This is a genomic window from Oceanidesulfovibrio marinus, from assembly GCF_013085545.1.
Lineage (GTDB): Bacteria > Desulfobacterota > Desulfovibrionia > Desulfovibrionales > Desulfovibrionaceae > Oceanidesulfovibrio > Oceanidesulfovibrio marinus.
On record NZ_CP039543.1, the window covers coordinates 1988884 to 2011121 of the forward strand.

The following is a 22238-nucleotide window of genomic DNA, read 5'->3' on the forward strand; positions in this document are numbered from 1 at the left end:
CATGATTTCCGTCGAACACTGCACCTACCGTCACAGGCACCAGCAACGCGAAGAAAAGAGTGCCCTCGACGACGTTTCCTTCACTGTAGAGCGCGGCTCCCTGCTCTGTTTGGCCGGAGCCAACGGCGGCGGCAAGTCCACCCTGCTGGGCATCCTGGCCGGGCTGCTCACGCCGGCCTCGGGTCGGGTGGTGGTGGACGGGCACGCCAGCCCCGGGGCGGAGGACGACATCCGCACCGTCGTGGCCTTGGTGCTGCAGGAGGCCGACCTCCAGGTGCTGGGCGCAACGGTGGAAGAAGATCTGCTGCTGGGATCGCCGCCCGGCGATGAGGAAGGCGCCACAAGAGCGCGGGAAACGGCCGCCAGACTGGGCATATCCCACCTCATGGAGCGGCCCGTGTCTGCCCTGTCCCACGGTGAGAAGCGCAAGCTGTGCATCGCGGCGCAGCTGGCCTGCGGTCCCAAGGTGCTTCTCCTTGACGAGCCTTTCAGTGGACTGGACTACCACGGCATTCTGGAGATGCGCGCCATCCTGGCCGCCAACCGCGAGGCCGGGCTGACCCAGATAGCCTCCACTCACGACCTGGAGCCCCTGGCCGACCTGGCCGACAGCCTGGCCGTGCTGCGCCACGGACGCCTGGCCCTGCACGGGCCTGTGGAAGAGCAGCTGGACCGTCTGGCCGAGCTGGGCGTCAGGCCACCCTGCTCCTGGACATCCGGCCGCCGGCTCGGTCCCTGGCGGTAGGAAGCCGCCGCGGCCTGTTGGATAAAGACATACCCGCCGTCTTGAGCGTACACTCTGTTTCAGGTACCACCCTTTTTTCAGGCGCAGTGCCTGCCGGCTCACGATTACTCAATCCTCCAGAAGGAATACGATATCATGCTTGATCTGAAACTCGTCCAGAAAGACCCGGATCGCGTACGCGCCGCCCTGGCCGCACGTCAGGCGCCCACCAAGGAGCTCGAACGCTTCCTCGCCGTCGACGAGGAACGCCGCGCCATCCAGCAGAAGAACGACGAACTCAAGAGCGAGCGCAACGCCTCGTCCCAGAAGGTGGCCCAGGCCAAACGCGCAGGCGAGGACGCCGGCGAGCTCATTGCCGAGCTTTCACAAATTTCGACCAGAATCAAGGGCATGGACGAGGAGCTCAAGCGGCTCGAAGAGGAGTCGCGCGAGATCCTGATGGGCCTGCCGAACATCCCGCACGAGTCCACGCCGGTGGGCGCTTCCGAGGAAGACAACCCGGTGCTGGAGTACTGGGGCGAGAAACCGGAGCTCGACTTCGAGGCCAAGGACCACCACGACCTGGGCGTGGCCCTGGGCGGACTGGACTTCGAACGCGCGGCCAGGATTGCCGGCGCGCGCTTCGCCGTCACCTGGGGCTGGGCCTCGCGCATGGAGCGCGCCCTCCTGAACTTCATGGTGGACCTGCACACCAGCCGCAACGGCTACACCGAGGTCACGCCGCCGGTCATCGTCAACGCCACTGCCCTGCGCGGCACGGGCCAGCTGCCCAAGTTCGCGGACGACCTGTTCCAGCTCAACCACAAGGACTACTACCTTATCCCCACGGCCGAGGTGCCGGTGACCAACCTGCACGCCGGCGAGGTGCTGGAGGAGGCGGACCTGCCCCGCGCCTACGCCTCGCCCACGCAGTGCTTCCGCTCCGAGGCCGGCAGCTACGGCAAGGACACCCGCGGCCTGATCCGCCAGCACCAGTTCTCCAAGGTGGAGCTGGTGCGCTTCGTCAAGCCGGAGGACTCCTACGAGGAGCTGGAAAAGCTGCGCGGCCACGCCGAGTCCGTGCTGCGCGAGCTGAACCTGCACTACCGCGTCATTACCCTGTGCACCGGGGATATCGGCTTCTCCGCAGCCAAGACGTACGACCTGGAGGTATGGCTGCCTGGTCAGAACGCCTACCGGGAGATATCCTCCTGCTCCAACTTCGAGGACTTCCAGGCGCGCCGCGCAGACATCCGCTACAAGCCGGCCGGGCAGAAGAAATCAACGTATGTTCATACGCTCAACGGCTCCGGCCTGGCCGTGGGCCGCACCCTGGTGGCCGTCATGGAGCAGTACCAGCAGGCCGACGGCTCCATCCGCGTGCCCGAGGCGCTCCAGCCGTACATGGACGGCCTGACGGTCATCGAGCCGAAGGACTAAGTCGGCGGAATCGCCATGGGCCACGAGTTGACACCGCCCATGCCCGAACCTATTCTACGTCAAACCTCAACCGGAGTAGCCCATTGAAGAAGTAACGGAACTACACGAGGCGTGAGCTTTACGCTCCTCCGCCCTGACGCTCATCCGCCGGATTGGTTTGCCAATCCCGGACAGGCGCGTTCCGTTCTTCGTTTTCTCAGTGGTTGCTTCGGATAGTCTTGTATCCAATCGATGCCGCGGGAAACCGCGGCATTTTTGTTGATTGGCCGACCTCCAAGGGAACGGACCCGCCGGTCCATGTCCTATGCATGCCAGGAGGTTCGCCATGTCACTTATCTTCCACCATGTTTTCTTTTCATACAACGGCGCCACGCCGCTGTTCGAGGATATCACCGCGCACTTTGCCACGGGCTGGACAGGCATTGTCGGCCCCAACGGCGCCGGCAAGTCCACACTGCTGCACCTGGCCCTGGGCCTGCTGGAGCCTGTGCAGGGTTCGATTAAACGATCCGGGGACGTGGTCTTTTGCCCCCAGCGAACGGACGACGCGCCGGAGCTGTTGCCGGAGCTCCTGGCTGCTGCTGACGGCGATGCCTATGCGCTGCGCGGCAGGCTGCAGATCGGCGACGACTGGGCTGCACGCTGGTCATCGCTGAGCCACGGCGAACGCAAGCGCGCGCAGATCGCCGTGGCGCTCTGGCAACGCCCGGGCATCCTGCTTGTGGACGAACCGACCAACCACATTGACATCGAAGCCCACGCCCTGCTCGTGAACGCTCTCGCAACCTTCCGCGGTGTCGGCCTGCTGGTGAGCCATGACCGCGCCCTGCTCGACGGTCTCTGCCGCCAATGCCTGTTTCTCGATCCGCCAGGAGCTGTGATGCGGCCCGGCGGTTACACGGAAGCCGCAGCGCAGGAGCGGCAGGAGGAAGAGAGCGCGCGGGACAGACAGCAGATTCTGGAGCAGGAGGTCAAGCGGCTGACCGGCGAATCGAAGCGACGGCGCGCCAAAGCGGGACGCGCCGACCGCAGACGATCCAAACGCAACCTGGCGCGCGGGGACAGCGACGGCCGCGCAAAGATTAATCTGGTCCGGGTCTCGGGCAAGGATGGTCAGGACGGACGCCTCGCCAGGCAGCTGGACGGCCGAATCGCCCAGGTGCAGGACAGCCTGGCCGACATCACGGTCAAGAAGCGCTACCCGGCGAGCTTCTGGCTGGAGGGATCGACCTCCCCGCGGCGGCGGCTCATTTCCCTACCAGCGTGTGAGGTCGGCCTGGACGGAACGCGCCGCCTGGAAGTTCCCGGATTCAGCATGCTCCGGGACGAGCGCGTCGCCATCACCGGGGCCAACGGCCTGGGCAAGAGTACCTTCCTGCGGCACGTCCTGCGCAGCCTGAACCTGGAGCAGGACCGCCTCCTCTACCTGCCGCAGGAGATCGATCTGAATGAAACACGCGAGATCATGGCCGCCATGCACCGGCTCTCGTCCGAGCAACTTGGCAACGTCATGACCGTGGTCAGCGCCCTGGGTTCGCGGCCGGAGCGGCTTCTGAGAAACCTGGACGCCAGCCCCGGCGAGCTGCGCAAGGTGCTCCTCGCCCTCGGCGTCATCCGCCGGCCGCACCTCATCATCATGGACGAACCTACGAATCACCTGGACCTGCCAGCCATCGAATGCCTGGAAAATGCGCTGGCCCAGTGCCCGTGCGGGTTGTTGCTGGTCAGCCACGACATGGGCTTTCTCTCCCGAGTGGCCGTAACGCGCTGGCACTTGGAGCAGAACGGCGAGACGGTCGCCATGCGCAGGGACGACGCGTTCCGCGGAAGTGGGGGGAACGGCTGACGATTACTGCCGCCGCGGACTCGGGCGGACAACGGTAGACAGACGATCAAATGAAAACGGCCCGTCCTTACTCGGACGGGCCGTTCTTGTCTGAAGATTCGGGCGCATCGCTTTTGTCTTTCGGGGGCTGCCAACTGCAGCCCTTGGCCGGGCCTCAGCCGCCCTTGACGCCCAGCTTGGGCAGCACAATGCCGAAGAGCACGACGCCCACGCCGACGAGGATAAGCAGCGAATACAGTTCACTCATGCGGATACTCCTTGGAGCAGAACCTACCGTGTCATACTGGTCAGGTAAAGCCCTGCGAAGATTTGTCCACCCCCCTTTCGGGATACTCGGCAATGCGGTACCATGGCCGCATCAATCCACCCCTGGCGCCCACTCGCCATCACATTCCCGTACTGGAGATTCCTGCGATGCCAGACCATTACGATGCACTTATACTTGGAGCCGGACCTGCCGGCGGCGGCGTTGCCTCGCGCCTGGCAAAAGCCGGACTGAATGTCGCCATGACCGACTCCGGGCCGTACGGCGGCACCTGCCCGCTCACCGGCTGCAACCCAAAGAAGGTGCTGTTGGGCCCGGCCGACCTCTCGCAGATGGCCGCGCACATGAAGGGCAAGGGAATCATCTGCAAGCCGAGCGTGAACTGGCAGGAGCTCATGGCCTTCAAGCGCACCTTTACCGAGCCCATACCGGAGCGCGCCTTCAAGGCCTACTCCCAGGAAGGCGTCACCACCCTCACCGGGGGCGGCCGCTTCACCGGTCCGGACTCCGTAGAGATCGACGGCCGCGAGCTGACCGCGGACAACATCTTCATCTGCACCGGCGTGCGGGCGCGCCCTCTCTCCTTCCCCGGGGCGGAGCACCTCATCGACAACGCGGGATTCCTGGACATGGACGAGCTGCCCGAGCACATAGTGCTCGTCGGCGGCGGCTACATCGCCATGGAGTTCGCCGCCATCGCCCACTACTGCGGGGCCCGCGTCACCGTGCTGCAGCGTAGCGACGCCATCCTGCGCGGCTTTGACAACGAGCTCTCCGGGCTGCTCATGCAGGCCATGCGCGACGCCGGCATCACCCTTCTCCTCAACGCGCCTGTCCAATTCGTGGATAAAAATGGCGGAAGGCTCCGCGTCTGCTATGGCGAGGAGGGCAACGAGTCCGTCATTGCCGATGCCGTGGTCAACTGCGCGGGCCGCGTGCCCAACATCGAGACCCTGAACCTGGAGGCCGCCGGCGTGGAGACCGGGCCCAAGGGCGTGCAGGTGAAGCCCACCATGCAGTCCGTCTCCAACCCCAAGGTCTGGGCCGTGGGCGACGTGGCGGACACGCCGTACGAGCTCACGCCCACAGCCGTGCTGGAGGCCGAGGTCGCCGTGGCCAACGTGCTGGACCCGGCCGCTAACAGAAAGGCGGACTACACCGGCATCCCCACGTCCTGCTTCACCCTGCCGCCGCTGGCCGCCTGTGGCCTGACCGTAGCCCAGGCCGCCAAGCAGGGCATCCCGCACACTGTGATCACGCAGGACCTGCCGAGCAAGTTTCCCTGGAAGCGGCTAGGCGAGCAATACGGCCGGTCCAAAGTCATTCTCGACGCGAACAGGGAGTATATTCTGGGCGCGCACATCCTGGGCCACAACGCCGAGGAGATGATCAACCTCTTTGCCATGGCCATCCGCAACAGGATTTCCCTGGACACGCTCCACTCCACCTACTGGGCCTACCCCACCTGCGGGTACTACATCCAGTATCTGGTCAAGGAGTAGGACCAGCCCTCGAAACACAAAAAAGGCCGCGCCTCCCGAGGGAAGCGCGGCCTTTCTCATTAGATAGTACCTATGGTGTGAACTTACTCCGCGAGGAGATTGTTCACTTCCTGCATAACCTCGAAGGCGTCGGCCACGTAGAGCACGTCGGCCTTGCCGTGCGCCCAGCCGCAGCCCGGGTCCAGGTTGATGGCGCGGCGCTCGTTGACAAAGCGCCAGCCCACCACGTGGGGTTCCTCGCCGTGGCAGCAGGTGGCAAGGCCCTTGGGGTGACGCGGGGTCGCGCCGGTCTGGCCGACCTGGTGCAGGTGGGTGAGGAAGTTGAGCACGGCCTGGCCTTCGCCGGAGAGGTCCACCAGCGACTTGGAGGAGCCCAGGGAGGCCTGGGTCTTGTCCAGGAAGCCGAGAATCAGGGACTCGGCCTCGTCCACACGGCTCTGGCCGGCCTGCTTCTTGGTCCAGCCTGCGCCGGCCACCAGCAGCATCTCGGCCTCGGGGCGGATGGTCTGCGTGTCGCTGGAAGGCGCCTCGATGCTCTTGGCCTCGGTCTTGCTCGCCGGCATGTCCAGGCTCACCGTTTCCAGGGCAGCCTCGCCGGCAGCGCCTTCGTAGGCAGCGTAGCAACCGCCGCCAACGGTGACGAGCCAGGGCTTCTGCTCGCGGGTGATGTTCGCCTTCATGCGCTGGCGGTAGTACCAGCGGGTGACCACAGGCTTGCCGTCATCCACGGTGATGGCGGTGCAGTAGGTGTCGGCGGCGCCGCCCAGGCGATGGGCCACGCCGGGCAAAAAGCGGCTCACGCGGCTGGTGGCCGGGGCAAGCACGAACTCCGCACCACTGGCCTTGCACAAGGCCTCGGCAGCGGCGGCGTCCGAGGTGTAGCGCGGCAGCGCCAGCGCCGGATCGGCAACGCCGAAAAACTTGGCGGCGCCGCAGCCGGCCACGGCGTTGGCCGCGGAGGCCACATCGGCTCCGAACAGGCCCACGTGCAGCGCAGCGCCGGTGGCCTGGGCCATCTCGGCGGCCGCGGTCAGGGTCTCCAGAGCGGATTTGGGGAGCGCTCCCTGGCCGTCGGTATGGGCGAGGAAAAGAATCGCGTTCATAGCTATATCCTTTCTGAAAGCTTCAGTAATTTCTGCTGTTAACCCTTGATCCAGTCGACGATCTCGCGGGCGATATCGGCCGCAGGGACGTCTTTGACCACGCGGGTTTCGCGGCGCTGCGCCGGCAGCTCCACGGACTTGAACTCCACGCCGGCGGCGCCCACCTGGGCGGGCTGCGCCTTCTGGATCGCAGGCATGATGAAGCGCATGTTCTGCATGCCCACCTGGGGGTTGTTCGGGGGCTCGGGCAGCGTGCCGGTGGCCCAGCCGAAAACTGCCGGCGGAGCGGACAGCGTGGAGACGAGATAGCTGCCGCCTTCCATGCGTTCCTTCACCTGCATGGAGCCATCGGCCTGAGGCTCCAGCTTGTCCACGCCCTGGAACTGATCGACGATGCCCAGGGTCTCGCCCACAATCTGCATCACGGCGCCGGTGCCGCGGGAGGCGGACTGCCAGCCGCCGAAGAGCAGCAGCTTGGACTTGTCCAGGCCGTCGATGGACTCGATGGCCTTGGCCAGATGCGCCGCAACCTCTTCAGCCTCGGTAAAGCCGCCGGACGGACCGTCCAGCACCACGAGTTCGAAGGGCACTTTCTGGGCCACGTTCATCATGACCTGCTGGAGCTTGGCCTTGGGGCCCAGGCTCACCAGCCAGACCTTGGAGTCCGGCACGTTCTTGGCGAGGTTCGCAGCCTCGTACAGGGCATGGCCGGCCCACGGGTCCAGCACCGCGGGCAGCATCATCTCGTTCTTGAGCGCCGGCCCCTGCGGGCCGGTGACGGGTTCGAGAGTCTGCAGCGGATCGGGAACGATGCTTCCGCAGACGACGATGTGGTAACTCATATCGCTGGTTCTCCCTTGGTATCGGAGTTGGTCAGTTTTCAACGGAATGGAGGCCGCCGGAGCCGGCCTTGAAATCGACATTCGTGCGCTCCGGGTCCGTGGGATGGGCCTTGGAGCAGTTCCAGAGACAGGCGCCGCAATGGATGCACTTCTCGCGGTCAAAGACAGGTACGCCGCCGTCCGGGTTGGACATGATGGCCTGACCGGAGCACGCCTCGATGCACACGCGTTCGCGGCACTTCTCGCACGTCTCGGGACGCACGAATCGGACGTGATCCGCATAGCCAGGCGCGGCCTGCACCTTGCCACCCATGAGCAGCGCGTCCTGGTGTGAGACCAGGAGCTGGCCGTCGTAGGGAATCTCGGGCCAGCCGGCGCGGGTCATCAGTGCGTTGTGCAGGGGCAGGCCCTTGGTCTGGGTCTCCTGCCGGATGGACTCGATCTCGTCGGCCGGGATGCGCCCCTCGTAGTACTTCTCCAGAGTGGGGATGCGCTCGTACGGCTTCTTTATCTGCGAGGGCCAGCTCAGCTTGCCCTTGGTGAAGCCGGTCATGCCCGTGCCGATGAACCCCTGGAGCACGCCCTTCTGGAAGCCGTCGCGCGCCTTACCGGCCATGGTGGATTCCTTTTCCACCCAGCTCTCGCGCCGTCGCTTCACATAGGTCTGCTCCAGGTTCTCCTTGGTGAACTCCTTGCCCTCGCGCATGAGCTCGATGACCGCCTCGGCGAGCATGGAGCCTGTGGCCCAGGCTTCGTCCACGCCGGAGTTGGTGAGCACGTTGGTGGAGCCGGAGCCCTCGCCGATGCGCGCGTAGCCGTCGCCAACCAGGAAGGGTTCGCCGCGCTTGCCCGACTCCTGCAGGGACTTGGCGCCCCAGGAGCGCATGGTGCCGCCTTCCAGATAGCGCCAGAGGTACGGATGCATCATCCAGTGCTGGAGGTAGCGGTAGGCGGTGCGCACCGGGGAGTCGAACCAGGACGGCACAAAGATGCCGAGGGAGGCGATGTTGTCCGGGTAGACGTAGAGGAATCCGAAAATTTCAGGCTCGGGGTAGCCGATGGTGTGCAGCACGGTGCCGGGCTTGAGCTCGCAGCCCTGAGGCAGCTCCACCACCATCTTCATGCCTACGGCCCAGTCGCGCGCATGGTGGCCGTCCGGCGTGCCGATCTTGCGATCGAGCTGGCGGCCCACCGGGCCGTACGGGCCGTCGCCGAGCACAGTGAGCTGGGCATGGATGTCCATGCCTGGCATGTAGGCGGCGTCCGGTTCGCCCTGCTTGTCCACACCCTGGTCGGCCAGGCGCACGCCCTTGACCGCCTTGCCCTCCACGAGGGGCTCGGCAACCGGCGATCCCGGCCAGACCTGCACCAGGCCGGAGCCCATGACCTGCGAGCCGACCCACTGCTGGAACTGGCCCATGGACATGACAAAGCCCTCGTGCTTGGCCAGGAAGTCCGGGATGAACGGCAGCTCCATGCCCTGGGCGTCCTTCTTGGCGGTGAGGCCCAGAATCTTCTCAAAGGCCTTCATGCCGGAGCCCTTGCGGCTGGCGCCGATGGGGTCCTGAAGGTAGACGACCTTCTCCTCCGTGACCGGCGCGGCCATGGGGATCTGGGAAAGGTCCAGGTCCGGGAAGGAGGCCTTGATGGCGCGGCCCTTGGTCACGATGCCGGAGACACCAAAGGAGATGTCGTCGGCGCGTTCGTAGCAGATCACCTGCGGCGGCATGCCGGGCATGGCCTTGGAGTCCGCCAGGGGCTGGCCGTTCTCGTCCACCAGGGCGCGGGAAAGATGGGTGAGGAAAGCGGCCGTTGCCGGGCCGAATCCCACGCAGACGATATCCACGTCCATGGATGCGCGAGGCGTCTCGGGTGCTTGATTCTCCATACGAAACGTATCCGATGATGGAGCCGGCGCCGCGAGGTGGGCGGCGCCGGCTGTTGTAGAGTCTATGTGGTTCCCGCGTCTCTTAGAGCGGATAGTCCAATGCTTCGGGGATCATGACCTTGGTCAGATCGGCGGCGGCGCGGTCCTTGGCCAGACGCGCGCCTGCCACGGCGGCGTCCACCTTGCGGCGCAGGGCGTAGAACGCCTCGGCCCCCTCGAAGAGGTTGCCGGCGGCGTCCGCACTGCAGCACTCGCCGGCGCAGTCCGGATGCAGGATGTAGCCGAACACCAGGTCGGCGGCCACGCGGCCTGCCTCGCCGGCGGCGCGGGCAGCCTGCCAGGTGGCCATGTCGCCGAAGAAGTCCACAAGCGCGTCCAGGCCTTCCGCAACCACGGCGTTCATCGGACCCTTCTCGGCCAGCTCATCGACATCATCCATAAAGCACTTCACCGCCACCAGCCAGGCCAGCGCGTCGGCCAGCGCAAAGGTCACGCCCTGACGGCGGCCGTGCATAAGCGGCTTGCCCTCGGGGTCCTTGGCGCTCTGAAGATGCTCCACGGTCCAGGCCCACAGCTCGAAGGCAGTGGCCAGGGTGCAGTGGCCGCGGCCGGGGGTCTCCTGGGCGTGGAGCCTCAGCTCGTCGATCCAGGCCGTGAGCTGTGCGGCGAAGACAGGGCCGGTCATGGAGAGCGCCAGCTGGCGGCGCTGCACGACCTCGGGGCCCTCGTAGGTGGCTTCGAGCTGGGCATCCATCCACTTCTGGCCCAGGAAGCCGGGGCAGTCCTCGGTGATGCCGTAGCCGCCCATCATGGCCACGGCCTCGCGCATCATCTGGCAGCCGTAGCCCGTGTTCCAGAGCTTGCAGGCCGGGATGTACACGTTGGACATGGCGGAGAGGTAGGAATACTGCACCAGCGGGTCGGCCTCCAGGGCGTCCAGGCGGGCCTGGTCGCGATCGCCCTCGGGCTTGGCGCGGAGCTGGATCATCTCGATGGCGTCCTGCTCCTTGGGCTTCAGCGCCTTCATCTGCGCGCGCGGGCCCTTGATCTCCTGCTCGGCGAAGATACGTTCCTTTTCCTTCTCGATCGGATCGAAATCATCGGCCATGCGGCCGGCGGCAAAACCGAGGGAGGCCATGGACTCGCCCGTGGACCAGACGTCCAGCAGGCGGTGGTTGGCGTCCTCGTTCTGCTGCAGACCCAGCTCGTAGCGCGGGGTGCCGGGCTTGGACTCGCCGCCGCGGAACCGGCCGCGCTGGTAGCGGATGACGGGCTCCACCGCGGAAAGCAGCTTGGCCGAGGTCATCACGCCCACGGGAATGCGGGTGCGCTGGAACACCGCGGCGATGATCTCGCCGTGGCTGTAGTTGGGCACGATCATGCCGTCCTGCACGGTGTAGCCGCCGATGATGCGCGAGGCCGGCACCTTGAGGGAGAGGACGGGGTCGTTGGTGGCGGAAAGCTGGTGCACCATCTTAAGGGTGGGCGCGCCGGGATCGTAGGTGCCTTCGTCGCCTTCCTCCAGGATCACCATGCAGGAGCTCTTGATGCGCTCATCGTCGGTGTTCACCGCCGCGGTCACGAAGTTGGCAAAAGCCATGTTGGTGATGAAGCGGCCGCGCTTCTCCACCTGGAGCATGGGCTCCTCGCCCTCTTTCCACTCGTCGATGCGGACCTTGCCGGAGACCACGCCGGTGTCCACGCCCACGTACGGCAGCGGCTCGGTCAGCGCGAACGCGCCGCGCCAGACCTCGCGGTCCTCACCGGGCTGCGGGGGCACGCACTTGGACATGTAGTAGTCTTTCTGCTCCTGGGTGCCGCGCTCGTGGATGGGCGCCAGGGCGAGATCCGTAGCCAGGTTGCAGGTGGCCGCGCCGCCATCGACCCAGGAGAGCTCGAAAGCCACCAGGCACATGGCCAGGTTCTTAGGTCCGGCGAGGAAACCGCCCTGCTCCGGCTCCATGAACATACCGGTCAGACCGGAGGCGTCAAAAGCTTTGAGCAGCTCGGCTTTCTCCGGAGTCCATTCGTGGGTGTTGCGGGCGCCGTCCGCCACCAGGCGTGCTGCCGTGGTGCGCGCAACGGAGCGGGAGGACTGGACAACCATTTGCAGATCATAACGGTCGGCGAAGCGCCACATTATCTGACGGACGTCGTCACCGGGTAGGGTGCGGAGTCTTTCCATACGTTCTCATCCCTTGGGATAGTTCTTGAATTGGAGAATGCGCGCTAATTCTCGCGCGCGCCTGGAGATGGGTACCCCAGGCACATAATGGAATCAATTTCCCGCGTCAATGACAGCTTTTGGGTAGATCGGCCTCCTCTGCGCCGTGTTTCCAGCCTTGCCAGCAGTCCAAAGCGGCCATAGCATACATCCATGGACCACAAAGGCTTTATTATCCGGCCGCCCAGCGAGGCGGACTCCATACTTCTGCAAGTCACCCTGGGCTGCTCCCACAACAAATGCGCCTTTTGCGGCGCCTATCAGGGCAAGCCCTTTCGGGTGAAGGACCAGAACCAGATCATGGCGGACATCGACTGGGCCGCCGCACACCTGCCGCGACACCGCCGGCTCTTCCTCATGGACGGCGACGCCACGGTGCTGCCCATGCGCCGGCTGGAGCCGATCCTCACAGCCATCCGCGACAGACTGCCACAGGTGCGCCGCATCGCATCATACGCGAGTGCGCGCTCTCTTGCCACCAAAACCGACACCGAACTGACACAACTCAAGGCGCTCGGTCTCGACATCATCTATATGGGGTTGGAATCAGGAGATAATGCTCTGCTGCAACGGATGAACAAAGGCGTGAGCGTGGCCGAGCAGCTCACCCAGGCCAGTCGGGCCAAGGCTGCCGGGCTCAAGCTCAACGTCACCGTCCTCTTGGGGCTGGCCGGACCGGAAGGCTCCACACGCCACGCCGAGGCCACGGGCGCAGCGCTCTCCACACTGGACCCGGAGCAGGCCGCGGCCCTTTCCCTGATGCTCGTGCCGGGCACGCCCCTGCACGACGACTGGCAGGCCGACCGCTTCACCCAGTGCACCGCCCACGAACTCCTGGCCGAGCTGCGCACCCTCGTCGCACACACAAACCTCTCGCGCGGGCTCTTCCTGTGCAACCACGGCTCCAACCACCTGCCCTTCCGCGCCCGCTTCCCCAAAGAAAAAGACGCAGTCCTTCAGTCTATTGATGCGGCGCTGGCCGGAGAGACAGAGCTGAAACCGGAGTGGCAGCGGCGGTTGTAGGCTGTCTAAATTAAAGACGCCTCCGGCGGCCAGGGGAACACCGTTCCCCTGGATCCCAGATCTGGGTCCAGGGAGCGATGCTCCCTGGTGGGAGCCCGAGGGCAAAGCCCTCGGTTCTCGTGCCCACGGGGGACAGCGTCCACCATGCCACAACCACCATAGTATCCTTACAATCCCAGCTATAATCCCAGCGTCTCGCCGGTCAGGCGTTCATAGGCCTCGATATACTTGGCGCGGGTCTGTTCCACAATGGCATCCGGGAGCGGCGGCGCCGGGGCTTCCTTGTTCCAGTCCAGGGTGGAGAGGTAGTCGCGCAGGTACTGTTTGTCGAAGCTGGGCTGGGACTGGCCGGGCGTATAGCCGTCCATGGGCCAGAAGCGGGAGGAGTCCGGAGTGAGGACCTCGTCGATGAGGGTGAGGGTATCGCCGACCATGCCGAACTCGAACTTGGTGTCGGCGATGATGAGGCCTTTGGACTCGGCGTGCTCGCGGCCGCGGCTGAACAGAGCCAGGGCGATGGACTGGGCCTGCTCGGCGCGGTCGGCGCCGGCCAGCTCGATGGCCTTGTCCAGGGAGATGTTCTCGTCGTGCTGGCCGAGGTCGGCCTTGGTGGACGGCGTGAACAGCGGGGTTTCCAGCTTGGCGGACTCAAGCAGCCCAGCGGGCAGCGGGATGCCGCAGACAGCGCCGGTCTTCTGGTAATCCTTCCAGCCGGAGCCGGTGATATGGCCACGCACGATGCATTCGATGGGCAGGGGCTGGGCGCGCTTGACGATGACGGCGCGGCCTTCGAGCTGGCTCGCGTACTTGTGCAGCGGTTCCGGGAAGCTCGCCACCTCGGTTTCCAGCAGGTGGTTGGGCACGATATCCTCGAAGCGGCGCATCCAGAAGATGGTGATCTTGTTGAGCACCACACCCTTGTGGGGGATGGGCTCGTTCATCACCACGTCGAAGGCGGACATGCGGTCCGTGGTAACCACGAGGAGGCGGTCATCGTCGATGGCGTAGATATCGCGGACTTTGCCGCGGGATATGAGGGGGTACTCGGCGATTTCCGTCCGGGTTACGACATCCATACGCGTACTCACGTATATGCTCCTTGAATAATTACTTTTTAAAACGACTTTCCACGCTACGGGCGTGGGCTTCCAGACCTTCGAGGCGGGCGAAGCGCGCGACCTTTGCGCCGTGCTCATCCAGGTAGCCGGGCGATGCGGCGATGACGCTGGATTTCTTGCAGAAACTGGCCACGGACAGGGCCGAGGAGAACCGCGCCGTACCGTTGGTGGGCAGCACGTGGTTGGGGCCGGCAAAGTAGTCGCCCACGGGCTCCGGGGTGTGCGTGCCCATGAAGATGGCGCCGGCGTGGCGGATCTTGCCGAGCATGGACCAGGGGTCCTCGACCATCAGCTCCAGGTGCTCGGGCGCAATCTTGTTGACGAGCTCCACAGCCGTGGCCTCGTCCGGCACCAGGACCACCGCGCCCCAGTCTTCCAGGGCCTGGCGGGCGATGTCCGAGCGCGGCAGGGCTTCGGTCTGAGCGTCCAGCTCGCTGACCAGCTCGTTGGCAAAAGATTCGTTCCAGGTAATGCACACGGCCGAGGCCAGGGCGTCGTGCTCTGCCTGGGAGAGCAAGTCTGCGGCGACCCAGGCGGGCTTGCCGGCTTTGCCGTCGGCGACCACGGAGATCTCGCTGGGGCCGGCGATCATGTCGATGCCCACCTGCCCTATAAGCAAGCGTTTGGCCGTGGTCAGAAAGATGTTGCCGGGGCCGGCGATGACGTCCACGGAGGGGATGGTGGCCGTGCCGTAGGCAAAGGCCGCGGCGGCCCAGGCGCTGCCCATGCGGTAGACCTCGGTAATGCCCAGGATATTAGCGGCGCCGAGAATGTATGGGTTGAGCGATCCGTCCTTGCGCGGCGGGCTGCACACGGCGATGCGGCCCACGCCAGCCACCTGTGCGGGCACGGCGTTCATGAGCAGGCTGGAAATGAGCGGGGTCTCGCCGCCCTGGCCGCCCGGCACGTACAGGCCCACGCGGTCCACGGGGTTGACGATCTGGCCGAGGATGGTGCCGTCCGGGCTGGTGGTCCACCAAGAGCGTTCCTTCTGGGCCTGGTGGAAGGTGCGGATGCGCCCGGCGGACTCGCGTACGATCTCCATATCCCTGATGAACTGCGGATCGGTGCTGTCCAGAGCGTGGACGATCTCGTCTTCGGGCACGCGCAGCATGGCGGGCTCGAAGGTATCGCAATCGAAGCGGCGGGTATAGTCAGCCACGGCGTCGTCGCCGCGGTCGGCAACGTCCTGAAGGATGGCGCGGACGCGCTCCTCCACGACGTTTTCGGGATTCATTCGGCCGGCGAGGCGGTCTTGAATATCATTCCAGGATATCTCTTGCGGATATCGCCAGCGGTTGATGGCCATGATTCGGGCTCCTCAGTGAAGAAATTCTCATGCGGATGAAAGTAGGAGATTGGTACACGAGTGTGGGCCAGTGTGTCGAGCACGCCAGCCTGGCGCAAAAAAAAAGGCCGGGGCCCGAAGGCCCCGACCCGGATGACTGTCAGGTAAGTACGATCAGACTACTAGAACTTGTACTTGAGTCCGAAAACGGCCTTCCAGGCGGTGCTGGTGTCGTTGTGAACCCAGGTGTCGTTGCCGTAATCCACGTCGAACATACCCAGCTCGAGGATAGCTGCGAGGTTCTCGTAGATCATGTACTGGTGGTCGAAGTTGACTTCCCAGTAGGTGTCTTCCGTGGTCAGCTGGATGTTCGGAACGCCAGCGCCGGGGAAGTTCATGTTGCCCTGGAAGGCCCAGGGGTAACCAACGGCAGCGTACATAGCAGTCAGGTTAGCAGCAGCAGCAGCGTTGCCCTTGTAGCCAAAGATGGCGTTGGTCAGCTGCGGGAAACCGACGACGTAGCGGGAAGCCGGATCGTTGGTGCCCTTCATGAACAGCACGCGGATCTGAGAGGTCAGGTCCTCGATGAAGGTGAGGTCCTTAACCAAGAACTCCAGGCCCCACTTACCAGCGGGATCGTCGGAGAAGGCGTTACCAGCGTTGTCCAGGGTGGAACCATCAAAACCGAAGGTGGTGATGCCCCAACCGCCGGAGGAAACGACAGGCAGCTGCTCGGAGCCGTTGCTCCAGTTGCCGTCTTCACCGGAGCCGTAGAAGGCCATGAAGCCCAGGGTGGCGAAGTCGAGCTTGTAATCGATCTCGGCAGAAGCGTACCAACCAGCGCGGTCAGCAATGGAGTTGCTGGCTTCGACGGAACCGTACGCGGCGTCGAACATGATCACCAGCGGATCGAACATGTCGACCTGGCCGCCAAGGCCAACCCACCACGCGGGGTAGTAGGAATCGTCGCGGATGATGCCGTCATAGTAGTAGTCGGCACCGGTGCCCAGGTAGTTGGCGGTCAGGTTGGCAACATAAGCCTGTTGGCCAAGCAGGGCAGCCGGGGACAGGATGCTGGCAGGAGCGCTACCAGCAACGCGGCCGCTGAAAGCGGGGTCGCCAGCGATAACGTTACGACCAACGGAAGCGAACATGGCGTAGGGAGACAGTTCCCAGCCGTCGCCGGTGATGCCGAGGATCAGACCCCAGGCGTCCATCTCGTCGGCCTCGGGGGAGTTCTTGCGCAGAACGCCGTTGGCATCCTGGTCGTACAGGCGGGCCCAGAAAGCGGTCACGCCGAACATGTCGTTGATGGGCAGCACAGCGGCAACACCGGCGACGTCGTCGTCGAGGATGGGGTTGGTCGCGATGTACTGGGGCAGCGCCAGACCCTGGATACCAACACGGAACATGAGGTCGGTGTCGGGAACCATGAAGTCGATGTAGGCGCGCTTGGTGGCAACGTTGACGCCGTCAGCGCCCAGGGCGCCGCCGTCACCGCCGCCAGGGCCGGTGGAACGGCCCCACTGGATGGTGCCGATTTCGAAGTACAGGACGCCGCGGAGCATTTCGCTGGCCACGAAGTCAACCTGGACACGGGTACGCTGAGAGGCGTAGAAGCCGTCCTCAGACTGCTGGTCCCAACCGTTGTCGTACAGGTCGGGGTTGGCCGTGTAGCCGAAGGTGAACTGGAATTCACCCTTTGCCTTGATCTCGGTAGCGCTCGCAGACAGAGCACCAGAGAAGATGAAGGCGGCCACGAGGGCCAGAGCAATGATTTTTTTCACAGCTCTTCTCCTATTGCTTTTGCTGTTAAAGGACCTGACACATCATCCATAACTACCTTCCGAGACCCCTTTTACGCGCCTGCATTTCTCTTTGCAAGGTGTTTTTGGCGTTTTTTTGACGTGGGTTTAAAATTTTTTACGGTACAAATTCTTGGCCCGCCCCAACCACAATGCAGACACCATCAATCTTTTCAGATTGTTATACGCATGACATCTCGCAAGAACTCTCGGCAAACTCTACACTCTTTCTAGATTAAATTTTCTGACGCCCGCCGGTTCAATTCTTTTGACCACTCCGGACTCAGTCCTTATATACATCTCGCCATGGCCCTCTCCATCGACACCACCTCACCCGACGGCATTGATCTTTCCCGCGTGCCCACGGCCCCAGGCGTCTATATCTACAAGGATTCCCGCGGGCGCATCCTCTACGTGGGCAAGGCCAAACGGCTGCGCTCCCGCGTGGCCTCCTACTTCCGCGCAGTCGCCGCGCACACGCCCAAGACGCGCGCCATGCTGGCCCAGGCGCGGTCCCTTGATTTCCTGGTCACCGATACGGAGAAGGAAGCCCTGCTCCTGGAGGCCAGCCTCATCAAGAAGCACCGGCCCCGCTACAACATCGTCCTGCGCGACGACAAATCCTACGTTCTCTTCAAGCTCGACAAGAGCAACGAGTACCCCCGGCTCTACCTCACCCGGCGCGTGGAAAAGGACAACGCCGTGTACTACGGTCCCTTCACTTCGGCCCTGTCCGCCCGCGACGCCTGGAAGGCCATCCACTCTGTCTTTCCCCTGCGCCGCTGTAAGGAGTCCGTGTTCAAGAACCGGGTGCGGCCGTGTCTGTACTACGACATGGGGCAGTGCCTGGGGCCCTGCGCCCGGCCTGTGGACCCGGCCGAGTACGCCGCTTTGGTGAGCAAGGTGGAGATGCTGCTGGGCGGCCGCTCCGGCGAGCTGGTCCGCTCCCTGGAAAAGGAAATGACCGCCGCGTCCGAGGCACTGGACTTCGAGCGCGCCGCCGAGCTGCGCGACCAGATACGCGCCGTGCTGCGCACTCTGGAGAAGCAGGTGGCCGTACTGCCCGGCGAGCAGGACATGGACGTGGTCAACCTGGCCGGCGTGGAGGAAGGGCTGGGCCTGGGCCTGCTCTTTGTGCGCCAGGGCAGGCTGCTGGACAAGAAGAACTTCTTTTTCCCCGGTCTCTCGCTGGAGGACGGCCCCGAGGTGCTGGAGAACTTCCTGACCCAGTTCTACGCGCCGGGCAGCTTCGTGCCCGAGACGCTGCTGCTGCCGTGGGACCCTGCCTTGCTGCGAGGCGGCGACGAGGAGCGGAGCGCGGCCATCCCTTTATATAATGATGCGCCGGAGGGCGAAGAACCGCACCAGCCCGGCGAGCCCGCTCCCCAGGAACCGCCGCTCACGGAGCAGGCTGCGGACGAAAGCCCCCTGCTTCCCGAAGAACACCTTGTAGTACCCGATGAAGGCGCCCTGTCCGCCGATGCACAGGAGTTGCTCCAGCCTGATGCCACGCGCAACAGCGTTGCCCTGGCCGATGTGCTGGCCGAGCGCCGGGGCAAGCACGTCCGCATCACCGGTCCGCGCAATGCCACGGAGAAAAAGCTCCTGGCCATGGCCCGCGCCAACGCCCGCGAGGACACCCTGATCGAGCGGCGCCCTCCCCTGCTGCCCGGCCTGGCAAAGGCCCTGCGCCTGCCCCGTCCGCCGGAACGCATTGAGGCCGTGGACGTCTCCCACCACCGCGGTCAGGAGACCCGCGCCGGCGTGGTGGTCTACGAGGACGGCAAGCCGCACAAGGACGCCTACCGCGTCTACGCCTTCAGTGACGAGGAAGGCGGCGGCGACGATTACGCCGTGCTCGCCGCCTGGACAAAACGGCGCATCGAGTCTGGTCCGCCATGGCCGGACCTCTTGCTCATAGACGGCGGCAAGGGGCAGCTCCGCGCCGTGGAGCGAGCCCTGGAAGAGGCTGGTCAGCCCGGCCTCTGGCCCCTGGCCTCCATCGCCAAGGCCAAGGACGCCGACCCGGACGGCCGGTTCACCCGCCGCGTGAACCACGCGCTGGAGGACGTCATCTATCTGCCGGGCCGCAAGAACCCGGCGCCGCTGGCCCCCGGCTCCCAGGAGCTCCTCTTCCTGCAGCAGATTCGCGATGCCGTGCACCGCTACTCCATTGGCCGGCACCGCCGCTCCCGCCGCAAAAAGCTGCTGCAGAGCGAGCTGCTGCAGATTCCCGGCGTGGGCCCCAAGACGGCCCGGCTGCTGTGGGACGCCTTCCCTTCGGTCCAGGCCATGGCCGAGGCCGACCTGGCCGACCTGGAGGCCATTCCCGGATTGGGAGCCAAGCGCGCAAAGCAAATCCACGAGCAGCTCCAGGGCCTGGTGTAGCAACCGCCGCGTCCGCATCTTCTGCCGAATTATCGCAGGCCAGGCGTTCAAGCGCCCTGACCAAGGAGTAATGGTCCGAGGCTCGACATTGTGCACCGGAGGTGCTAGAGGCAGGCGTCCGATTCGCCTCATACATAGCGGCGGAACCTTTTTTCCGAACCCACGCCATGACCCCCGATATGCAGCCTAAAACATCGTCTACGCCCCTGCGCTTTTTAAAGGATCCCATATTCCTGGCGATCCTTGTCCTCGGCGCATTCATGCTTCTGTACCAATTGGGCGCGCGCCCGTTCTGGCAGGACGAGGCCGAGACGGCCTGCCTGGCCAAGAACGTGCTCAAGTACTCCGTTCCCAAGGTCACGGACGGCGTCAACATCATCTCCCAGGAAGAGGGCCGCGAATACGGCGAGAACATGATCTGGACATGGTCGCCGTGGCTGCAGATCTACGTCTCCGCCTTTGGACAGTGGCTGGGCGGCAGCACCACCACGGCCGGCCGTATGCCCTTCGCCATCGTGGCCGTGCTCGTCCTGGTGCTCACGTACCTGCTGATACGACACTACTTCCCGGAGCCAGAGGACCGATGGCTTGCCATACTCGCCACACTGTTACTGGCGGTGTGCATTCCATATCTCCTGTACATGCGGCAGAACCGCTACTACTCGCTGGGCACGCTGTTCATGCTCACCAGTCTGCCGGCCTTTGTCTCCCGAAAGCCGAACACAATCCAGGGCCTGGTGGCCGGCCTTTCGTTCGGCCTCATGTTCCACTCGAACTATCTCTTGCTGTTCAGCTACGGCCCTGCCGTATTCGGCGCCAAATTTCTGCTGGACCGCAAGCTGCCGCCGTTCCGGGTGCTCCTGGCCATGGCGATTTCCGGCGCCGTGATCATCCTCCCCGGCTTCGCCATCTACGGCATAGGCAAGCAGGGCGGCATGCTCGACTTCACGCGCATTCCATCCAACACCGAGGAGTACTTCTACCACCTCACCCACTTCATGCTGCCGTTGCCGCTGTTCGCGGCCTACGTGTGGCGCTTCCGCAAGACGATCTCTCTGCGCACCCCGCAGCTGGACGACCGCAAGGAGTGGTGGGCCGCGTTCAGCTTCATCGTCATTCTCATCAACGTGGCCATGCTCACGCTCATTCCGCAGCGCTTCTTCCGCTACATCGTGCACCTCTTCCCGCTGGTGACCTTCCTCTTCGCGTGGACAATCATCCGGCTCTGGAAGTGGCAGCGAGTGGCCGGCGTGCTGCTCGGTTTCCTGCTCATCTTCACCAACTGGCTCTACATTCAGCCGCTGGACTGGCTCGGCATGTCCAACCGGAGATGGCATTCCGACACCACAATGCTTACGTACAGCAACCCGCCCATCCGCCTGTTCCTGACGGAGCTGATGCACGGCTATCCGGACGTCAACGCCAACATCATCGATTTCTTCCAGAAAAACGCCAAGAAGGGCGACACTATTCTGATCACCTATGGCGATTTGCCTTTGCAGTTCTATACCGATTTCCACGTGATGGGCGGCCTGCAGAAGGCGAACCCGGAGTTCGCCCACGACCCGGACTGGGTGCTGAAACGCGCCATCTCCCGCACGGGCCGCGCCGGCACGTTGGTAAGCTCCGATCAGGTAGCACTCTTTGGCCTCGATCTGGAGCACGACTATGAGAAGATCGTGCTGGACGGCGCGGATGAGGAGTTCGGTGACAGGCCCGACCCCTATTACCATCGCTTCATCCCCTACGGAGAGCCGTACCAGCACCTTGTCGTGTACAAGCGCAAGGAATCCGCGAAGGAGGGAAGCTGATGAGTAAACGGCGAACCATCCTTCTCAAGGCCGGCGTCATCATTTTTCTGCTCACGGTCTTCTTCCTGGGCATGGTCAACTCCCCCAAGATGGCCAAGCGCGTCATCCCCGAGACATTCTGGGGGGGACAGACGTATAGTTCGCACCGCCAGCTTGTATACTCCGAACGCACCGCCACCATGGTCAACGCCACCATGGCCTACATCGACGAGCTCAGGCAGCAGCCGGAAACCCTGCGCCGCCTGGGCATTACGCTTGAACAATTGAACACTGCTGAAGGCAAAGAAATCGCGCGGATGGAGCTCGCCAAAGAAAAGATGCGGTTTATGACGTACAAGTTCGAGCGTATGCAACGCGAGTACAACAAAGTCATGGAGCGGAAGCAGCAATGAGCCGATCCAGCAACACTCCTCGTTCCCGCACAGGCGTCCGCATCGCCCGCATCGCCGGTGTCCTGGTCCTTCTCGCCATCCTCGTTCCGTTCGTGGGTACGCTGTTCTTCAACGGCTACATCTACCCTTTAAACGGGCTCGAATCCTTTGCTCCGGATCAGTACCCCCAGGCCATGCTCAAGGCCGCCGACCTGTACGGCAAGACCATCGGCTACCGTGCCGAGGAGGTCATGTCCACGGAGCTCCGCGACCTCGCGCCCCTGGGCGGCTCCTACTGCTGGGGCATCGTGCGCATGGAAGGAACCGGCGAGAACACCGGCCTGGAGCAGCGGCTCTGGGTCTCCCTGAAGCGCCAGGGCGGCCCCTGGATGCGCTCGGACACGAACATCTTCCCGGATACAGCATCCGTGAGCCTGCTGCTGGACCCCAGTTACGAGCTGTTCTTCAGCCCGCTCACCCTGCCCAACTTTGTCAAGCTCCGCATGGAAGCCAAGCGCCTCTGGCGGGAACAGAAACGCCGGTTTCGTGAAGTCTATGGATCAGACGGTTAGGCTATCCGCTAGTGATGCATTCGCCAGC

16 protein-coding genes are annotated in these 22238 nt (G+C 64.2%); 9 read left to right on the forward strand and 7 right to left on the reverse strand.

Annotation, left to right across the window (positions count from 1 at the left end; genetic code table 11):
- The first annotated feature begins 1 nt into the window (after window position 1).
- The 4 genes from E8L03_RS08920 to E8L03_RS08935 all read left to right on the forward strand — a co-directional run bounded on the left by E8L03_RS08920 (window position 2) and on the right by E8L03_RS08935 (window position 5777).
- Window positions 2–745 (forward strand): energy-coupling factor ABC transporter ATP-binding protein, encoded by a 744-nt coding sequence (locus tag E8L03_RS08920; protein WP_171267142.1) that lies wholly within the window; start codon window positions 2–4, stop codon window positions 743–745.
- Between the two features lie 135 nt (window positions 746–880).
- Entirely contained in the window at window positions 881–2164 is a 1284-nt protein-coding gene (gene serS / locus E8L03_RS08925) for a serine--tRNA ligase (protein WP_144233571.1), read from the forward strand.
- A 325-nt stretch (window positions 2165–2489) separates the two neighbouring features.
- Window positions 2490–4010: an ATP-binding cassette domain-containing protein gene (locus E8L03_RS08930; protein WP_171267143.1), complete on the forward strand. Its 1521-nt coding sequence runs from the start codon at window positions 2490–2492 to the stop codon at window positions 4008–4010.
- 414 nt (window positions 4011–4424) lie between these two features.
- Window positions 4425–5777, forward strand: coding sequence for a dihydrolipoyl dehydrogenase family protein (locus E8L03_RS08935; protein ID WP_171267144.1), 1353 nt, complete (start codon window positions 4425–4427; stop codon window positions 5775–5777).
- An 83-nt stretch (window positions 5778–5860) separates the two neighbouring features.
- Here the strand turns inward: E8L03_RS08935 and E8L03_RS08940 are convergent, their stop codons facing one another.
- From E8L03_RS08940 to E8L03_RS08955, 4 genes are all read right to left on the reverse strand, one after another.
- Window positions 5861–6880, reverse strand: a complete 1020-nt coding sequence (locus E8L03_RS08940) for an electron transfer flavoprotein subunit alpha/FixB family protein (protein ID WP_171267145.1) — start codon at window positions 6878–6880, stop codon at window positions 5861–5863.
- A gap of 38 nt (window positions 6881–6918) precedes the next feature.
- Window positions 6919–7722, reverse strand: coding sequence for an electron transfer flavoprotein subunit beta/FixA family protein (locus E8L03_RS08945; RefSeq protein WP_144233567.1), 804 nt, complete (start codon window positions 7720–7722; stop codon window positions 6919–6921).
- A gap of 31 nt (window positions 7723–7753) precedes the next feature.
- Window positions 7754–9610, reverse strand: a complete 1857-nt coding sequence (locus E8L03_RS08950) for a 4Fe-4S ferredoxin (protein WP_216367957.1) — start codon at window positions 9608–9610, stop codon at window positions 7754–7756.
- A gap of 82 nt (window positions 9611–9692) precedes the next feature.
- A complete protein-coding gene (locus tag E8L03_RS08955; protein ID WP_171267146.1) occupies window positions 9693–11795 on the reverse strand; it encodes an acyl-CoA dehydrogenase family protein in 2103 nt (700 codons plus the stop codon).
- 192 nt (window positions 11796–11987) lie between these two features.
- On the opposite strand from E8L03_RS08955, the gene E8L03_RS08960 reads away from it, so the two are divergent.
- Window positions 11988–12857, forward strand: coding sequence for a B12-binding domain-containing radical SAM protein (locus E8L03_RS08960; RefSeq protein ID WP_171267147.1), 870 nt, complete (start codon window positions 11988–11990; stop codon window positions 12855–12857).
- A 179-nt stretch (window positions 12858–13036) separates the two neighbouring features.
- Here E8L03_RS08960 and E8L03_RS08965 read toward each other — a convergent pair whose 3' ends face one another.
- The 3 genes from E8L03_RS08965 to E8L03_RS08975 all read right to left on the reverse strand — a co-directional run bounded on the left by E8L03_RS08965 (window position 13037) and on the right by E8L03_RS08975 (window position 17050).
- Complete coding sequence (locus E8L03_RS08965) at window positions 13037–13933, reverse strand: phosphoribosylaminoimidazolesuccinocarboxamide synthase (protein ID WP_171268459.1); 897 nt, start codon at window positions 13931–13933, stop codon at window positions 13037–13039.
- A 31-nt stretch (window positions 13934–13964) separates the two neighbouring features.
- Window positions 13965–15284: a histidinol dehydrogenase gene (gene hisD, locus E8L03_RS08970; RefSeq protein ID WP_171267148.1), complete on the reverse strand. Its 1320-nt coding sequence runs from the start codon at window positions 15282–15284 to the stop codon at window positions 13965–13967.
- Window positions 15285–15445: 161 nt separating this feature from the next.
- Window positions 15446–17050 carry an outer membrane homotrimeric porin gene (locus E8L03_RS08975; RefSeq protein ID WP_144233563.1) on the reverse strand — a complete coding sequence of 535 codons (1605 nt, stop codon included), beginning with the start codon at window positions 17048–17050 and terminating at the stop codon, window positions 15446–15448.
- 324 nt (window positions 17051–17374) lie between these two features.
- On the opposite strand from E8L03_RS08975, the gene uvrC reads away from it, so the two are divergent.
- The 4 genes from uvrC (at window position 17375) to E8L03_RS08995 (ending at window position 22210) form a co-directional block, all read left to right on the forward strand.
- Window positions 17375–19456 (forward strand): excinuclease ABC subunit UvrC, encoded by a 2082-nt coding sequence (gene uvrC / locus E8L03_RS08980; protein WP_171267149.1) that lies wholly within the window; start codon window positions 17375–17377, stop codon window positions 19454–19456.
- A 260-nt stretch (window positions 19457–19716) separates the two neighbouring features.
- On the forward strand, window positions 19717–21267 hold the full coding sequence (locus E8L03_RS08985) for a glycosyltransferase family 39 protein (protein WP_167512292.1): 1551 nt from the start codon (window positions 19717–19719) through the stop codon (window positions 21265–21267).
- Window positions 21267–21659 (forward strand): hypothetical protein, encoded by a 393-nt coding sequence (locus E8L03_RS08990; RefSeq protein WP_144233560.1) that lies wholly within the window; start codon window positions 21267–21269, stop codon window positions 21657–21659. The genes E8L03_RS08985 and E8L03_RS08990 overlap by 1 nt, the downstream gene beginning before the upstream one ends.
- Complete coding sequence (locus E8L03_RS08995; RefSeq protein ID WP_171267150.1) at window positions 21656–22210, forward strand: hypothetical protein; 555 nt, start codon at window positions 21656–21658, stop codon at window positions 22208–22210. Before E8L03_RS08990 ends, E8L03_RS08995 begins: the two co-directional genes overlap by 4 nt.
- The last annotated feature ends 28 nt before the right edge of the window (window positions 22211–22238 follow it).

Coding starts and splice junctions, on each gene's coding strand:
- E8L03_RS08920 (WP_171267142.1), top strand. CDS start 2: ATGATTTCCGTCGAACACTGCACCTACCGTCACAGGCACCAGCAACGC.
- serS (WP_144233571.1), top strand. CDS start 881: ATGCTTGATCTGAAACTCGTCCAGAAAGACCCGGATCGCGTACGCGCC.
- E8L03_RS08930 (WP_171267143.1), top strand. CDS start 2,490: ATGTCACTTATCTTCCACCATGTTTTCTTTTCATACAACGGCGCCACG.
- E8L03_RS08935 (WP_171267144.1), top strand. CDS start 4,425: ATGCCAGACCATTACGATGCACTTATACTTGGAGCCGGACCTGCCGGC.
- E8L03_RS08940 (WP_171267145.1), bottom strand. CDS start 6,880: ATGAACGCGATTCTTTTCCTCGCCCATACCGACGGCCAGGGAGCGCTC.
- E8L03_RS08945 (WP_144233567.1), bottom strand. CDS start 7,722: ATGAGTTACCACATCGTCGTCTGCGGAAGCATCGTTCCCGATCCGCTG.
- E8L03_RS08950 (WP_216367957.1), bottom strand. CDS start 9,610: ATGGAGAATCAAGCACCCGAGACGCCTCGCGCATCCATGGACGTGGAT.
- E8L03_RS08955 (WP_171267146.1), bottom strand. CDS start 11,795: ATGGAAAGACTCCGCACCCTACCCGGTGACGACGTCCGTCAGATAATG.
- E8L03_RS08960 (WP_171267147.1), top strand. CDS start 11,988: ATGGACCACAAAGGCTTTATTATCCGGCCGCCCAGCGAGGCGGACTCC.
- E8L03_RS08965 (WP_171268459.1), bottom strand. CDS start 13,933: ATGGATGTCGTAACCCGGACGGAAATCGCCGAGTACCCCCTCATATCC.
- hisD (WP_171267148.1), bottom strand. CDS start 15,284: ATGGCCATCAACCGCTGGCGATATCCGCAAGAGATATCCTGGAATGAT.
- uvrC (WP_171267149.1), top strand. CDS start 17,375: ATGGCCCTCTCCATCGACACCACCTCACCCGACGGCATTGATCTTTCC.
- E8L03_RS08985 (WP_167512292.1), top strand. CDS start 19,717: ATGCTTCTGTACCAATTGGGCGCGCGCCCGTTCTGGCAGGACGAGGCC.
- E8L03_RS08990 (WP_144233560.1), top strand. CDS start 21,267: ATGAGTAAACGGCGAACCATCCTTCTCAAGGCCGGCGTCATCATTTTT.
- E8L03_RS08995 (WP_171267150.1), top strand. CDS start 21,656: ATGAGCCGATCCAGCAACACTCCTCGTTCCCGCACAGGCGTCCGCATC.